The following is a 14,258-nucleotide window of genomic DNA, read 5'->3' as shown; positions in this document are numbered from 1 at the left end:
AAATGTTAGGAGGCTTTTTTCACGATTCCAAGACCAAATAACTCGCTTTATTTTTTGTAAAAGAATAAAAAAGGACTTGCGATTATGAAGATTAATCAAAAACACAAGTCAAGTCAAAGTGGCCTATTAAGGAATAAAGTTTCTTATGAATAATTTTCCTCTCTATTGCCATAAATTTCATAAGCAAAATAGCCAAGTAGTAAGCCTATTCCTGAGCCGAAACTTATTGAAGATAATAATGAAATGGAGAAAAACATGCTAAGAATCAAACCATTTGCACAACCAACAAGCATTCCTAATGGTATTAAACTATCTAATAAATTTTGTGCGCCTTTTGATTTTTTCTTACCTAATTTCCCCTGCTTATGTTTTTGCTCAAGCCTTTTAACAACAAAGACCGCAATTCCTCCAATTATTGCAATGGGTAGAACAATACCTATAAATTCCGTGAATAATTCCATACTGTAATCTCCTTTCATTTATTCCTATATCTAATAAGGGAATTCAGGGTATAACTCTATTGTTGTTTCTTCCATTTATATGGGACATTTGACCAATCATACAACAGTGCAAACAGAAATATTAAAATTGCGATTGTTATAGTTTCTCCCCACTTAATGTCATTTTGAAAAATTAATTTACACCCAATTGTTACTATGAAAAATAACAACGCAAATCGAATGTTTTTCTTTATCATACATTCCCCTCTTTTCGTTTTTTTACCTGCCATTTTGTTGACCGTTCCTTTGTTAAAGTGTAGAGAATTCACAAATAGTGATGTGGGGAGTAACTATATGGTACAAATGATATTGACTGATGCTTATAGGCGATAATTGCCCTGTTATTCAGTGTCTTTTTCGTTCAATTGCTTTCATAATCATTAAGCAGATAATACTTGTAGATGCTATTACATACCATACCGTTTTAGAGGAGTTTCCCCAAGAGCTAACCATTGCAATAAAAATTAAGATTAGTAATAGAGTGTAAACTAAATAACTTTGCATAATTAACCTCCAAAATTGCCCTTATCATAACCGATTGAAAATTATCCCTTATAGAAATCGTAACATGGTGGCGTATTAATTGGTAGGTAAATGGGAAGTATCTAACGAGTAATATTGATCGTTACATGAACTAAAGTAACAGCTTGTGTATGTTAAGTTAGCTTATGACAAAAACCATAGCTAGCTTCTAGAAGCGTTTAACGAGCCTATGAACTATTGAGAATAAGTGAAGGAGTTGACAGATGTCACGCTATGTATAGGAGCTACAAGAGTGTTCTTGTGAAGTATAGGGTATTCCTTTTTTTCATTCAAGAAACACCCCATTTTCTCTATAAAGAATTTTGTAAAAGCTGTAAGATATCTTTCCCCATATGAACAGGATTTGTTGCTAGTATAGGGGATCGATAATTGGATAAAATCACGACTCCTGTTTGCTGTTTTTTATTAAATCCTAGATAACTAGAGAAGCCTTTCGTTGACCCGTTATGCCAAAAAATATCGTCTTCAAGCAACCATCCTAGTCCGATGCTTATATCTTTTGAAATAGTATGGGTAGCTTGGTGTGTTAATTGATAGCCTGAATTTTGATTGCCAACATGTATTTTTATAAATTTTAATAAATCATCAACTGTGGATCGAATAGCTCCCGCTGCCATAAATTCATTCATTTGAAGTGGAGGCTTGTTATGTCCACGAACAGAGTAACCCTCTAATATGGCATCTTCTTTAGAGGAGGGGATAGAAATAAAGGTGTTGGTTAAATTTAAAGGCTCTACGATTCTACGTGTGATAGCTGTTTCAAAGTCAGTATGAAGTTCATTTGCTAATAAATATCCTAAAAGTCCCATTCCCACATTAGAATACCTAAACTTAGCTTTAGGCTCATATGTATGGGTTTTAAAATAATGTATGGTCTCATTCAATGAGTAGGGACAAAAAGGGTCACGAGGTGTTTGGCTATCAAAAAGATTATAGATGTTCTTCAATACACCTATCCCCGGTAGACCAGATGTATGATTTGCCAGATGCCTCAAAGTAACAGGGTGATTATCAGGAATTGCAGAAAAATATTTGCCGATAGAGTCTTCAACCTTCACGATCCCTTCTTGTATCATTTCCCCAAACATGGATGTTGTTAAAACTTTAGAGATTGACCCAATTTCATAGATATAGGGCTTTTTATCATATGTGACATTTGAGCCGTTGAATATAAAAGTAGCGTCTTGGTCACGACAAAAAACACCAATGGATAAGGTTACATTCGGACGAGGCTTTATGTAAGGATAAGCAATTTTAAAAATATCCTTTTTTAAATCATTTAAATTCACAAATATTCCTCCCTTAATCGCTATTTTTTTGTGCATTAGAGACAATAGCATGTAATTTCATGAATATTTCTTTTAATTGCAGCAAATCTCCTTTAGAGAGCTGTGAATAGTATTTATTGATAATGGCTAGCTCAATTTCTTCCTGCTTCTGAAAATAATCATGACCTCTCGTATCCAACTCGATAATGATTTCTCTACGATCCTTTTTACTTATGGATCTTTTTATAAAGCCCTCCTGTTCCAATCTTCCTACTAATTGACTAACAGCACTAGCAGATGTTCCCATCAGTTTTGCTAATTCGAAGGTTTGCAAGGGACCATGTGTTTGAAGAAGACTTAAGAATAGTGCTTGCTTTGTAGTTAACGTTTCGTCTAACAGGGTGGAGAATTCTTCTGTTAGCATTACATTTGTTTCATATTCTATTTGGTTCAGCTCTTTTACAAGTTGCATAAGCTCTTTCTCCATTTATTTCACCGCCTAAATAGTTAATGTATATTAATTATAAATGCAGATTAATGATAATACAAATATTTTTAGAATGAAAATAGAAATATGCATAAATATTCAAAGAGACGCATTTTTGACATATTTTATTGTAGATTTCTAATTTTTGAAAATAAACATAAAAATTCAGTTGATTTTATATTTATGCATGTTATACTTATTTCAACAGCAACAGAACAAGGAGCGAAGGCTATGAAATTACTTGAGGAAGTACAGTTAAAGTTAGTGTCTAGCTTAAAGGGTAAAGACCTACTAACTTTGTTAGACTATACAAGTGAAGAGGTTCAGCAGTTAGTGGAATTAGCAACACAACTGAAAATTATAACAAAAGAAGGAAAATGTCCAAGGCTATTAGAAGGTAAAACACTTGGCATGATCTTTGAAAAACATTCAACTCGTACTCGTATTTCTTTTGAGGTAGGCATGAATCAATTGGGCGGAAAAGGTATGTTTATGCATGCGCGTGATTTGCAGATTGGACGTGGTGAATCAATCTATGATACAGCACACGTACTGTCAGGCTATTTAGATGGTATTATGATTCGAGCAAATTCCCATGCTATGGTGAAGGAGCTTGCCGAGCATGCAACTATCCCAGTTATTAATGGACTAACAGATATATATCACCCATGTCAGGCATTGGCGGATTTAGAAACAATCGCTGAGAATAAAGGTGAACTAAAAGGACTTAAAATTGCATATGTTGGAGATGGCAACAACGTGGCGCACTCATTAGTAGTCGCTTCTGCACATGTAGGAATGAACGTGGCAGTGGCAACGCCTGTTGGCTATGAATGTGATACAGAGGTTATCGCAAAAGCACAAGCTATCGCAGCGGCAAATGGCAGTACCATTACAATCACAAATGATCCAGTAGAAGCGGTGTTAAATGCAGATGTAGTATATGCAGATGTTTGGACATCCATGGGACAAGAAGAAGAAGCAGCAAAACGTCTTCAAGACTTTGCGGGTTATCAAATTAATGATGAACTTGTTTCCTATGCAAAGCCAAATTATATGTTTTTACACTGCTTACCTGCACATCGTGAAGAGGAAGTAGCGACATCTGTTATTGATGGCCCTAATTCTTACATCTTTGAGCAAGCAGAAAACAGACTACATGCACAAAAAGCAGTACTTGCATCTATTTTAGCTTAAATTTTTGACATATGCTTCTCGGGTTGAGAAGTACGATATATACAGAGTTCACATTAATAACAGAGGGTGTCAATGTGAATAACATAACAGTGGTCTACAGACAGAGGGATGTAAGCCACGCGCGATGTACGTTGTCAAGATGGATGGCCACATCGCTACATAGTAAAGTAACCTGGGAGACGCTAGGTTACTTTTTTGTTGTGTTATTTTTGTGATATCTCTGTTTCATTGCAAATCAAACAAGTATATTACCTAGTTTTCCAATCTTATTATAGAGAATAAAAGTATTTATCTATATAATGGGATAAATAAATAATTAGGGGAGGGCTTCAAATGAATATCGATCATATCGAGGCATTTTTATATGTCGTGCATTATAAAAGTATCCATAAGGCTGCTAATGCGTTATTTTTATCTCAGCCGACTGTAACTGCGCGCATTAAATCATTAGAACGAGAACTAAATGTTGAATTATTTCATCGAGATGGGCGAAGTGTAATTTTATCAGATAAGGGCAAGGATTTTTTACCATTCGCGACACAAATTGTGCAAACCTTCCAACAGGGAAAAAAGCAGTTAGAGGAAACTCAGGAGACGGATGAAGTGTGCATTGGTACTAATGGAGTGACAGCCCAATATTTTTTAGCGTACGCTTTACCAAAATGGAAGGAAAGCTATCCGCATTTACGCTTTCAAATTGTAACGGGGTCAACAAATATAATATTAGAAAAGCTACAAAGTCATCAAATCCATTTTGGCCTTATCCAATATGTGCATCGAGAAGGGATTAGCAATGAGCTATTATTAAATAATGCTGTTAAACTCGTGATGCATCGCGAACATTCTTTTCAGCACAATACGCTAATTAAAGTAAGAGAACTAGCTCAGCAAAAAATGGTGTTTTTTGAATGTGGGGCCTTTGATTGGAATTATGTTCATAAGCTATTTGAGGTGGAGGGCGTCACTGCAAATATTGAAGTGCGTACAGATCATTTAGAAGTAGCGAAAGAATTTATTCGGACGCAAGGATATATGAGTTTTTTACCGCATCTCTGTGTAAAAAAGGAGCTTGAAAGTGGTGAGTTTGTAGAGATTGATGTCAAGCACTTACTGGATATGAATCAACATATTTTTTTAACTTATAACAATAAGGATACACTAGCTCCAGCCTTTTGGGAAAAGGTAATAGAAACTGCTGAGCAATTTGAAAGTAGCTATGAAAAGATAGATTGATAAAATATTTTATCAAACAGTAAATTTTTTTCTATTATGTAGCCTATTGCATATTGCAGCGTTGAGCTGTAATATCTTCCTCAACCCTAATTGATTTATGGAGTATTATTTTTTTTATTAAAAACATACTTAACCACTATGTTTAGTAAAAATAAAGTTTGAGGAGGAAATGAATATGGTGAGACAGGACAAAATTCGATTTGGAGCAATTATTCACGGTGTAGGTGGTAATATTTCAGGCTGGCGTCATCCAAAGGTAGCAAGTAATCAAAGTGTAAGCCTACCATTTTACATCCAGCAGGCACAAAAGGCAGAGCAAGGGAAATTTGATGTAGTGTTTATTGCAGATGGCTTGTTTATCAACGAAAAATCAATTCCTCATTTTTTAAATCGCTTTGAGCCAATAACTATTTTATCAGCATTAGCAGTAGCAACAAAAAACATTGGGCTAGTTGGCACAGTATCTACCTCCTACAGTGAACCTTTTACAGTTGCACGTCAATTTGCCTCATTGGATCATATAAGTGGGGGACGTGCTGGATGGAATGTTGTGACAACTCCTTTAGAAAGCACTGCCTTAAACTACAATAGAACTATAGAACAGCATCCTAGTCACGCAGAGCGCTATCAAATTGCTGAAGAATATTTAGAAGTGGCTAAGGGCTTATGGGATTCATGGGACGATGATGCTTTTATTGCAGATGTAGAACAGGATGTGTTTTTTGATCCACATAAACTACATACCTTACACCATAAGGGGCAATATTTTTCTGTACAGGGACCACTTAATATTGCACGCTCTAGGCAAGGTCAGCCTGTTATTTTTCAGGCTGGCTCGTCTGATGCAGGTATCCGTTTAGCAGCTAAGGATGCAGATGCAATTTTTACACATGGTGCATCTTTAGATGAGGCACAGAAATTTTATCAAAGGGTTAAGACAGAGGCTATTGCATTTGGACGTAATCCACAGGAAATTAAAATCTTCCCAGGAATATCTCCGATTATTGGTGAAACGCTGGAGGAGGCTGAAGCTAAATATCAGGAAATCGTGGAGCTGGTATCCATAGAACGTGCACTTGCTTATTTAGGACGATACTTTGATCATCATGATTTTACACAGTATGATGTGGATGCTCCATTCCCAGAGCTTGGTGATATAGGAGCTAATAGCTTTAGAAGTACAACCGATTATATAAAAAAATATGCCAAACAAGAAGGACTGACATTACGACAAGTTGCTTTACGTGAGGCAACACCAAAAACAGCTTTCTTCGGAACAGCCGAGCAAGTCGCTGATCTAGTGCAGGAATGGTTTGAAAAGGAGGCAGCGGATGGCTTTATTATTGCTGTAACAGTACCTGGGGCACTTGACGATTTTATAGATAAGGTTGTACCAATTTTACAAGCAAGAGGGCTTTATCGTGAAGAGTATGAGGCGGATACATTACGTGGCAATTTAGGTTTACCGTTTAAGGAAAGCCGTTATGTCAAACATACTGTCTCTTAAAACCTAGAAAAATTGATCTGAATAAAAAGTTAAGGAGGCAATATATGAGCTATTCACTAGGCATATTAGATCAAAGTCCGATTATCGAGGGTGCAACAAATGAGCAGACCTTGCAAAAGACAGTGGCACTCGCACAAAAAGCTGAGAAATTAGGCTACTCACGCTTTTGGGTATCGGAGCACCATCATACAGATTCATTAGCAGGAACATCTCCTGAGGTATTAGTATCTTATTTACTAGCTAAAACAAAATCAATCAACATTGGATCGGGTGGGGTTATGCTACAGCATTATAGTCCCTATAAAGTAGCGGAAAATTTCCATGTTTTATCATCCTTGGAGCCGGGGCGAGTAGATTTGGGTATTGGGAAGGCACCTGGAGGCTTACCTCTTTCTACAAAGGCCCTCCAATATGGCACGCTCAATAATGGAGGAGATTTTGAGGAAAGATTACTATTTTTACAGCAATTAATTGAGCAATCAATACCAAAAGAGCACGAATTATATGGCATACAAGCAACGCCTATTCCGAAGATAAAGCCAACATTATTTTTACTCGGTGCTAGCCCAGAAAGTGCTGCTCTTGCAGGTAAACTAGGAATTGCATTCGTCTTTGCTCGATTTATTAATAGTGATAATAATGTTTTGGCACAAGCAGCTAAAACCTATCGCAGTCACCATCCAAACGGCCATTTTGCGATTTCCATTGCCGCACTTGCTGCCCCAAGCAAAGAGGAAGCGAAAGAGCTGGTAGGTGATCAAAAAATTACAAAGGTGCATTTAGCAAGTGGCAGAAGCCTGACACTACAATCAGTAGAGCTAGCAGAGAAATTTGGTCAGGAATCTGGAGAGGAATATACGGTCGAGCAGTATGAGGCTGATATTTTATACGGTACAGCTGAAGAAATTAAAGTCATTTTAGATGACTACCATGTGAACTACCAAATCGATGAATTTATTTTGCATACGCCTGTCTTAAAGGATTTTGAGCGTGAGCGATCTTTTGAGCTATTGAGTCCAGTACATTTAAAAGAAGCGGTTAGCTAAGGAGGAAAACATTATGACAAAAAATAGAGATGTAATAATTTGGTCGAAGCAAGGCTGTAGCTACTGTAATGAGGTAAAAACGTATTTACAAGAGGAGGGTATACCTTATAAGACAGTGGATGTAACGCATAATGATGCTTTCCGTGATATTCTCGATATAAAATATGGAATTCGCTATGTACCTGTCGTAGAAATTGGCTCAAGTGAAGACGGTATCTATCAAGCCGTTACAGAACTTGGTCTGGAGCATTTAAAGGCAGCACTAGCTGAAGAAAAAATACAGTCATAAAACGTATAAAATGAAAGCATCTTTAAATTAATGGCGCCCTTTTTTATTTTTTATCCCACCATAACGTTAATATTACTAGCTGATGGATACAATTAACTGCAAATGTAGTTCAAACAGCTGCAAGTTTACTAATTGCAGTTATTACATTTATCTGGTCATCGCTACACAGTGGTAATTTGAATAATAATTTACCAAATATAAAAACTAGACGGATATTAACAACACAACACATTGAGCAGGCTGTGTTTCCTGCAAAATGACCAATTAGAGCGTTTTGCAAAAGCCTGTTCTCAAAAAAAGAGCTACCAAGCCCAATTTGGCATTAAAAAAATTTCACTTTGTTATAAATGCTACTATTCAGCTAAGTTTACATTGATAAAAGCGAGGGATATTATGAAAAAAATAACACTTTTAAGTTTGCTACTGTTAATGTTGCTTTTAACCGCTTGTGCAGGTACTGAAAAGCTTGAAGGAGATACAAGTAAGAATGATACAGCACAGAGTGGAAAGAAAGTTCAAAAAATGATTGTTGGTACAGGTACACAATTTCCAAATATCTGCTTCTTAGATGACAAAGGAAATTTGACTGGTTATGACGTGGAGCTTGTTCGTGCAATTGATGAGAAGCTACCAGATTATGAGTTTGAATTTAAAACAATGGAATTCTCAAATTTATTGCTAAGTTTGGAAACAAGAAAAATTGATTTTGTTGCACATCAAATGGAAGTCAATGATGAGCGTGAGGAGAAGTTTCTATTTAATAAAGAGCCCTATAATGTATTCCCATTAAAGGTAACGATTAATGCAAAAAACGATGATATTCAATCTATTGACGATTTAAAGGGAAAAAATGTGAGTGTTTCTCCAACTAGTAATTCAGCTGTCTTTATTGAGAAATACAATAAGGAACACGATTTAGGTGCAAATATTATCTATTCATCAGGCTCAGTTGATGTTAATAACCAACTTGTGACGGGGCGTGTGGATGCTATTATAACAACACCATTTGCAGTGAAGTATTATAACGAAAACAATGAAGCACAGCAAAAGGTAGTGGGAGACGCATTATTAAATTCAAAAGTGTATTTCTTATTAAATAAAGATGAGATTATCCTCCAGCAACGACTTGATGATGCTATTCGTGAATTAAAGGAAGAAGGTGTTATTAGCGAGCTAAGTAAAAAATGGTTAGGTGATGATTATACCGTGGACTTTTAAATAAAACAGAGAGGGTGAAGGAAGTATGGCAAATGACTTTGACTTCGTGCTTATAGCAAAAATACTTCCAATATTACTTCAGTATTTACCGGTAACACTTGAAATTTTAGTGTTCTCGATTCTTTTTGGCATACTGCTTGGAATAGGTATTGCTTTACCAAAGCTACTCCATATCAATGTTTTGAGACAAATAATAACAATCTATATTTCGTTTATTCGTGGTACACCGATATTAGTACAATTATTTTTAGTGTTTTATGGCATACCTGCATTATTAAAGATTGTGCATATTGATGTAACAAGAATGGATGCCATGTATTTTGTTATTATTACCTACACGTTCAGTAATGCTGCTGCATTTGCAGAAATTTTTAGAGCCTCGATATTAACGGTGGATCGAGGGCAAATCGAGGCTGCATATTCAGTAGGCTTAAATGGTACACAGGCCTTTGTGCGGATTGTATTTCCTCAGGCTCTTCGTGTTGCCTTTCCCAATCTAGCGAACACGATGATTAGCTCCTTAAAAGACACATCTCTTGCATTTTCAATTGGTGTCATGGATATGGTGGGGAGAGGAGAAACACTTATTGCCTCTACCACAAGAGCGCTAGAGATTTATTTGGCACTATCGATTGTCTATTATGTCATTGTGATGCTGCTAGAGAGGGCTTTAAAGACTAATGAGCGCTATCTAAATCGCTATATGCCAAAGGAAGCTGTATCTAGCTAGGAGGTAAAAGTTATGACCATAGATTTTGCATTTATTTTTGAAGCTTTTAAAGAAATTAGTAAGGTACTGCCGTTAACCTTGTTTATGACAATTACACCTGTCTTATTGGGCATCATCATCGGTGTTATTGTTGCCTTTGTTCGACTCCAGCAAACTAAATTTTTCACACCGTTGTTAAATTTTTATGTATCTTTTTTTAGAGGTACACCCATTATTATGCATATAATGCTTGTTTATTTTGGGGTTCCTATCATAGTGGATTTTCTTGCGAAAGCATTAAAGTTAAATGTTCAATCCAGCTCTATTCCTATATTATTTTTTGTTTTACTTGCTTTGACATTGAGTGCGGGTGCCTATGCCTCCGAAATAATTCGATCAGGGATTTTAAGTGTACCTAAGGGGCAGCTAGAGGCAGCTTATGCAGTTGGTTTAACATTTTCTCAGGCAATGCGACGGTATATATTACCTCAGGCATTTAGTAAATCAATTCCTAATTTTACGAATGTTTTTATAGGCTTTTTACATGCCACATCGCTAGCTTTTTTTCTTTCAGTGAAGGAATTAACAGGTGTAGCGAATATTGTTGCCTCTAAAAATTTAAAATTTTTGGAGGCATTTATCGCTGTTGGTCTTATCTATTGGGGCGTTTCAGCCGTCGTTGAATGGCTTGCCCATCGCCTTGAAAGAAAAGTGACTGCCTATAATAAGGGCGGCATTTGACGAAATACCTATGGTTCGACAAAAAAGAAAGGGGAATAAACAATGACAGTAGTGGAAATAGTGATTGAACAATTGAAAGAGGAAGACCATGCACGTTATGTAGAAGTTCTTGTAGAGAGCTATTTACAATATGAGAAAGAATATCATAACCCAGAGGATTGGGCTTCATATTTAAGTGCTATTCGTGCATCCGTAGGTAATCCTGATGCAGCAACAATTTTAGTGGCAAAGCAGGGGGATGAAATTTTAGGGGGACTTCAGCTATTTACGGATTCTGAAAAGGCTTATGGTTTGCCAGAGCTTACTATATATTCTACTATTGTACGTTTACTTGGCGTGCATCCTAAGGGAAGGGGATTAGGCATTGCGAAAAAATTACTACAAGAAAGCTTTGCCTTCGCACGCGCTCGTCAGGATCAAGCTTTATATTTACATTCGGGTGATATCATGCAGGTTGCCATTAATCTTTACTTATCATTAGGTTTTGTACGTGATGAATCTAAGGATTTTCGTAAGGGAGATATTCTTGTAAAAGGTTTCCGTTATGATTTATAAAAGTATTTAAGTGGCTTTCAGTACAAATAATCTATTTAAATGATTATTGACGTGGCATAGCAGTACGTTGCTTCCTGAGGAGCTTCAATACTGCTGTAACCTATTTCGTTTAAGGCAACTACTTTCAAGGAATTGCTCATCACCTTACACATGTTTTGCCTACGGTCATAAGGCTACTTCCCCTATGACATTAAGAGGGAGATCCCTATAAAAACTAATACGATCCCGTCTTAATGACGAGATCGTGTTTTTTTGCAAGATTACATAGTAAAAATTTTTCCTGGATTCATAATATTATGGGGATCAAGGGCTGCCTTTATGCTTTTCATCACTAATAGGGATGTACCATGCTCCGTTGATTGATATTTCATTTTGCCAATTCCAACTCCATGCTCACCTGTACATGTTCCACCTCGGAGTAAGGCATATTGCACAATATGTTCATTAAAGCGGTCTGCTTGTGCGCGTTCGGCAGAATCATTTGGATCAAGCATAAGCAATGCATGAAAGTTACCATCTCCAACATGGCCAACAATACCACCTGCCAGCCCAACGCCTTCCAGTTGCTCACGCGCATATAAAATGGTTTCAGCTAGTTTTGAAATGGGTACACATACATCAGTCGACATCAGCTTTTTCCCAGGGTAAGCATGAATATATGCATAGGCTAAGGAATGGCGAGCCTGCCAGAGCCTATTGCGTGCTGCTGTATCATGCTCGAATTCAACTGAAAGACAATCGAAATCCTTGAAAATCTCTGTCGCAAAATCTATGTCAGCATGCATACCAGCTTCGTTACCGTGGAATTCTAAAAATAATGTAGGTTTTTCTTCATAAGACGTTTCATTATAAATATTTGCCTGTTTAATAGAGGCTTCATCTACCAGCTCAACACGGCCAATTGAAATCCCGACCTGCAATAATGCAGTTACTGCACTAACAGCATCGCCAACTGTTGCAAAAACTGCACGCCCTGCAGTTACAAATTCAGGAATTCCATAGACCTTTAACGTTAATTCTGTAAAGCAGCCAAGTGTACCCTCAGAGCCAACAAATAAGCTATTTAAATGATAACCAGAAGATGATTTAGCGGCAAGGCTCCCAGTATGAATAACCGAGCCATCCGCTAGTACGACCTCTAAATCACGAACTTGATCCCGCATAACCCCATAGCGTACTGCGGTTGTCCCGCTAGCATTGGTAGCAGCCATACCACCTAATGTTGCATCAGCACCAGGATCGACAGTGAATTGAAGTCCATGTTTTTTTAATTCTTTATTCAATTGATCACGAGTTACACCCGGCTGTACTTTCACCAATAGGTCGTCTGGTCGAATGTCTAAAATAGCATTCATTTCAGAGAAATCGATAGAAATACCATTGGCAATGGGAATTGCATTTCCTTCTAAGCTTGAACCAACTCCGAAAGGTACGACTGGTACACGTTCCGCATGCGCGATTTTCAAGATGGCACTGACATCTGCTGTGGAACGGGGAAAGACAACGATATCTGGTAAGCTCATTGCATGATGAGACTCATCCTTCCCATGAAGCTGTCGCACTGTTTCGTTTGTCGATACTTGTTCTTCTAATAAAGCCTCTTTTAGTTGATTGATGATTAATTCTACAGCAACAGTCATTCCAATCCCTCCAAATTTTCTGATAAGTAAAACTTTATCATGCATTTCTTGGAAATGGAATGAAATGTTTAGCATTTTGCCTTGATGTTGTTGTAGCTACCGCCCAAACAATGTGGACCAATCACCCTTTAAAAGAATTTAGAAAATCTTTGTTCCTCTATACCTTTGAGTGTTTGGTCACTAAACTGCATCGCCTACATTGTTTACTGAAATCAGTGAGCAAATGCTTTTTCTAGCTTTTGTACAAATGCATCCTGCTCAGTAGGACTAGATTGCTGCCACCACTTTTCAAAAAATACACCAAGCCCAGGTAATAAATGCTCTTCCCCACGACTGATCGCATCTTCAACAATATCTTTAAATTCAGCCGCTGTTTGACCATGTACGTTTGTCGTGATCGCATCTCTTATTTGAAAATTCATCTATTTCGCCTCCTTAGTGATAATTTGTCCAGCCTTTGAAGAAATATGTATAGAAGGACAGATAAAGATAGGATTTTTTATTATTTTATAGCGATTCTGAATGAATTATAGTATGGATTTATACAAAATTTCTGATCATATCGACAAAAAGGGTATTCGCCATGTTCGTAGTATAATAAGTAAGATAAAGGCACCTAGGAATAAAGGACTGTGCATAGTCGTAAGGAAAATGGGATGCCGCAATGTAATAAGCTATCACCTGAACAGTCATTTGAAGAAGTATTAGAAAAAGTCCAACCAATGATAACGTCGATCTTTTTAAAGCTCCATATTTATAAAGATTATGATTATTATCGTCATCTTGCTTCGATAGCAGTATGGGAGGCTTGGTGTAAAGTAGATCCATTGAAAGGTAAATTTTCAGCTTATATTTATACAACCGTTAAGGGAGAGCTGATGAAGGAGCTGACAAAAGAGGTGACATTTGAAGAATTGCATGCACCTATGGATGATGAAACTATAAATTACGTTAAAGGTTTTGAAATAAGTCCGAAAAGTCCTATGATTTTAGAAGCTTTATTGGCTGAAGTAAAGGAGGAAGAAAGAGCTATCTTACTACTTTATTATGTAGAAGGTTATACTTATGAGGAGATCGCTCAAGTATTACATTTATCAGTATCAGCCATAAAAAAGAGGCGTACTAGAATCATGACAAAACTACGTGGGCTGAGGTCCTCTATAGTAAAATAAAGGGATAAAATAACAAAAGTATGCTAATATCTAAATACACAGAATATTAGCATACTTTCAATACTTGCATACAACTTCCAAGAAAAATGCTATGATTTGTAAGAAGTCAAAAAAATATACAATTTTTAAAATGATATTTTCGATAGGTAGATA

16 protein-coding genes are annotated in these 14,258 nt (G+C 36.7%); 10 read left to right on the top strand and 6 right to left on the bottom strand.

All coding sequences use genetic code 11. From position 1 onward, the window contains the following. Positions 1 to 143: 143 nt before the first annotated feature. From B2R82_RS09335 to B2R82_RS09320, 4 genes are all read right to left on the bottom strand, one after another. The gene (locus B2R82_RS09335) at positions 144 to 461 is read right to left on the bottom strand and encodes a hypothetical protein (RefSeq protein ID WP_286924585.1); all 318 of its coding nucleotides are present in this window, start codon (positions 459 to 461) and stop codon (positions 144 to 146) included. Positions 462 to 845: 384 nt separating this feature from the next. After that, positions 846 to 1,004, bottom strand: coding sequence for a hypothetical protein (locus B2R82_RS09330; RefSeq protein WP_286924584.1), 159 nt, complete (start codon positions 1,002 to 1,004; stop codon positions 846 to 848). 329 nt (positions 1,005 to 1,333) lie between these two features. Beyond that, complete coding sequence (locus tag B2R82_RS09325) at positions 1,334 to 2,332, bottom strand: serine hydrolase domain-containing protein (RefSeq protein ID WP_286924583.1); 999 nt, start codon at positions 2,330 to 2,332, stop codon at positions 1,334 to 1,336. Between the two features lie 13 nt (positions 2,333 to 2,345). Next, complete coding sequence (locus tag B2R82_RS09320) at positions 2,346 to 2,798, bottom strand: MarR family winged helix-turn-helix transcriptional regulator (RefSeq protein WP_286924582.1); 453 nt, start codon at positions 2,796 to 2,798, stop codon at positions 2,346 to 2,348. A gap of 231 nt (positions 2,799 to 3,029) precedes the next feature. Here B2R82_RS09320 and argF point away from each other — a divergent pair, with 231 nt between their 5' ends. The 9 genes from argF to B2R82_RS09275 all read left to right on the top strand — a co-directional run bounded on the left by argF (position 3,030) and on the right by B2R82_RS09275 (position 11,293). After that, positions 3,030 to 3,995 (top strand): ornithine carbamoyltransferase, encoded by a 966-nt coding sequence (gene argF / locus B2R82_RS09315; protein ID WP_054770936.1) that lies wholly within the window; start codon positions 3,030 to 3,032, stop codon positions 3,993 to 3,995. A 333-nt stretch (positions 3,996 to 4,328) separates the two neighbouring features. Next, entirely contained in the window at positions 4,329 to 5,228 is a 900-nt protein-coding gene (locus B2R82_RS09310; RefSeq protein ID WP_286924581.1) for a LysR family transcriptional regulator, read from the top strand. Positions 5,229 to 5,403: 175 nt separating this feature from the next. Beyond that, positions 5,404 to 6,735 carry an LLM class flavin-dependent oxidoreductase gene (locus B2R82_RS09305; RefSeq protein WP_286924580.1) on the top strand — a complete coding sequence of 444 codons (1,332 nt, stop codon included), beginning with the start codon at positions 5,404 to 5,406 and terminating at the stop codon, positions 6,733 to 6,735. Positions 6,736 to 6,779: 44 nt separating this feature from the next. After that, positions 6,780 to 7,781 (top strand): LLM class flavin-dependent oxidoreductase, encoded by a 1,002-nt coding sequence (locus tag B2R82_RS09300; RefSeq protein WP_286924579.1) that lies wholly within the window; start codon positions 6,780 to 6,782, stop codon positions 7,779 to 7,781. A 13-nt stretch (positions 7,782 to 7,794) separates the two neighbouring features. Beyond that, positions 7,795 to 8,070: a glutaredoxin family protein gene (locus B2R82_RS09295; RefSeq protein ID WP_286924578.1), complete on the top strand. Its 276-nt coding sequence runs from the start codon at positions 7,795 to 7,797 to the stop codon at positions 8,068 to 8,070. A 393-nt stretch (positions 8,071 to 8,463) separates the two neighbouring features. Continuing rightward, positions 8,464 to 9,288, top strand: a complete 825-nt coding sequence (locus B2R82_RS09290; protein WP_286924577.1) for a transporter substrate-binding domain-containing protein — start codon at positions 8,464 to 8,466, stop codon at positions 9,286 to 9,288. A 25-nt stretch (positions 9,289 to 9,313) separates the two neighbouring features. Continuing rightward, the gene (locus B2R82_RS09285; RefSeq protein WP_286924576.1) at positions 9,314 to 10,018 is read left to right on the top strand and encodes an amino acid ABC transporter permease; all 705 of its coding nucleotides are present in this window, start codon (positions 9,314 to 9,316) and stop codon (positions 10,016 to 10,018) included. A 12-nt stretch (positions 10,019 to 10,030) separates the two neighbouring features. Further along, positions 10,031 to 10,738, top strand: a complete 708-nt coding sequence (locus B2R82_RS09280; RefSeq protein WP_286924575.1) for an amino acid ABC transporter permease — start codon at positions 10,031 to 10,033, stop codon at positions 10,736 to 10,738. A gap of 42 nt (positions 10,739 to 10,780) precedes the next feature. Then, positions 10,781 to 11,293, top strand: coding sequence for a GNAT family N-acetyltransferase (locus B2R82_RS09275; protein WP_286924574.1), 513 nt, complete (start codon positions 10,781 to 10,783; stop codon positions 11,291 to 11,293). Between the two features lie 260 nt (positions 11,294 to 11,553). Here B2R82_RS09275 and B2R82_RS09270 read toward each other — a convergent pair whose 3' ends face one another. Both B2R82_RS09270 and sspI read right to left on the bottom strand, forming a co-directional pair. Continuing rightward, complete coding sequence (locus tag B2R82_RS09270) at positions 11,554 to 12,933, bottom strand: FAD-binding oxidoreductase (RefSeq protein ID WP_286924573.1); 1,380 nt, start codon at positions 12,931 to 12,933, stop codon at positions 11,554 to 11,556. 212 nt (positions 12,934 to 13,145) lie between these two features. Further along, positions 13,146 to 13,355 (bottom strand): small acid-soluble spore protein SspI, encoded by a 210-nt coding sequence (gene sspI, locus B2R82_RS09265; RefSeq protein WP_286924572.1) that lies wholly within the window; start codon positions 13,353 to 13,355, stop codon positions 13,146 to 13,148. A gap of 210 nt (positions 13,356 to 13,565) precedes the next feature. Between sspI and B2R82_RS09260 the strand changes: the two genes are divergently transcribed. Next, positions 13,566 to 14,105 carry an RNA polymerase sigma factor gene (locus B2R82_RS09260; RefSeq protein WP_286924571.1) on the top strand — a complete coding sequence of 180 codons (540 nt, stop codon included), beginning with the start codon at positions 13,566 to 13,568 and terminating at the stop codon, positions 14,103 to 14,105. Positions 14,106 to 14,258: the final 153 nt, after the last annotated feature.

It is taken from the genome of Lysinibacillus sp. UBA6686, assembly GCF_002455205.1.
Lineage (GTDB): Bacteria > Bacillota > Bacilli > Bacillales_A > Planococcaceae > Lysinibacillus > Lysinibacillus pakistanensis.
Note: the sequence above shows the minus strand (reverse complement) of the source record. Positions and strands in the feature narration are given on the sequence as shown.

Bases quoted from the DNA above. Each gene is read 5' to 3' on its own strand.
- B2R82_RS09280 (WP_286924575.1), top strand. From the start codon at position 10,031: ATGACCATAGATTTTGCATTTATTTTTGAAGCTTTTAAAGAAATTAGT.
- B2R82_RS09305 (WP_286924580.1), top strand. From the start codon at position 5,404: ATGGTGAGACAGGACAAAATTCGATTTGGAGCAATTATTCACGGTGTA.
- B2R82_RS09310 (WP_286924581.1), top strand. From the start codon at position 4,329: ATGAATATCGATCATATCGAGGCATTTTTATATGTCGTGCATTATAAA.
- B2R82_RS09320 (WP_286924582.1), bottom strand. From the start codon at position 2,798: ATGGAGAAAGAGCTTATGCAACTTGTAAAAGAGCTGAACCAAATAGAA.
- B2R82_RS09285 (WP_286924576.1), top strand. From the start codon at position 9,314: ATGGCAAATGACTTTGACTTCGTGCTTATAGCAAAAATACTTCCAATA.
- sspI (WP_286924572.1), bottom strand. From the start codon at position 13,355: ATGAATTTTCAAATAAGAGATGCGATCACGACAAACGTACATGGTCAA.
- B2R82_RS09270 (WP_286924573.1), bottom strand. From the start codon at position 12,933: ATGACTGTTGCTGTAGAATTAATCATCAATCAACTAAAAGAGGCTTTA.
- B2R82_RS09300 (WP_286924579.1), top strand. From the start codon at position 6,780: ATGAGCTATTCACTAGGCATATTAGATCAAAGTCCGATTATCGAGGGT.
- B2R82_RS09295 (WP_286924578.1), top strand. From the start codon at position 7,795: ATGACAAAAAATAGAGATGTAATAATTTGGTCGAAGCAAGGCTGTAGC.
- B2R82_RS09335 (WP_286924585.1), bottom strand. From the start codon at position 461: ATGGAATTATTCACGGAATTTATAGGTATTGTTCTACCCATTGCAATA.
- argF (WP_054770936.1), top strand. From the start codon at position 3,030: ATGAAATTACTTGAGGAAGTACAGTTAAAGTTAGTGTCTAGCTTAAAG.
- B2R82_RS09290 (WP_286924577.1), top strand. From the start codon at position 8,464: ATGAAAAAAATAACACTTTTAAGTTTGCTACTGTTAATGTTGCTTTTA.
- B2R82_RS09275 (WP_286924574.1), top strand. From the start codon at position 10,781: ATGACAGTAGTGGAAATAGTGATTGAACAATTGAAAGAGGAAGACCAT.
- B2R82_RS09330 (WP_286924584.1), bottom strand. From the start codon at position 1,004: ATGCAAAGTTATTTAGTTTACACTCTATTACTAATCTTAATTTTTATT.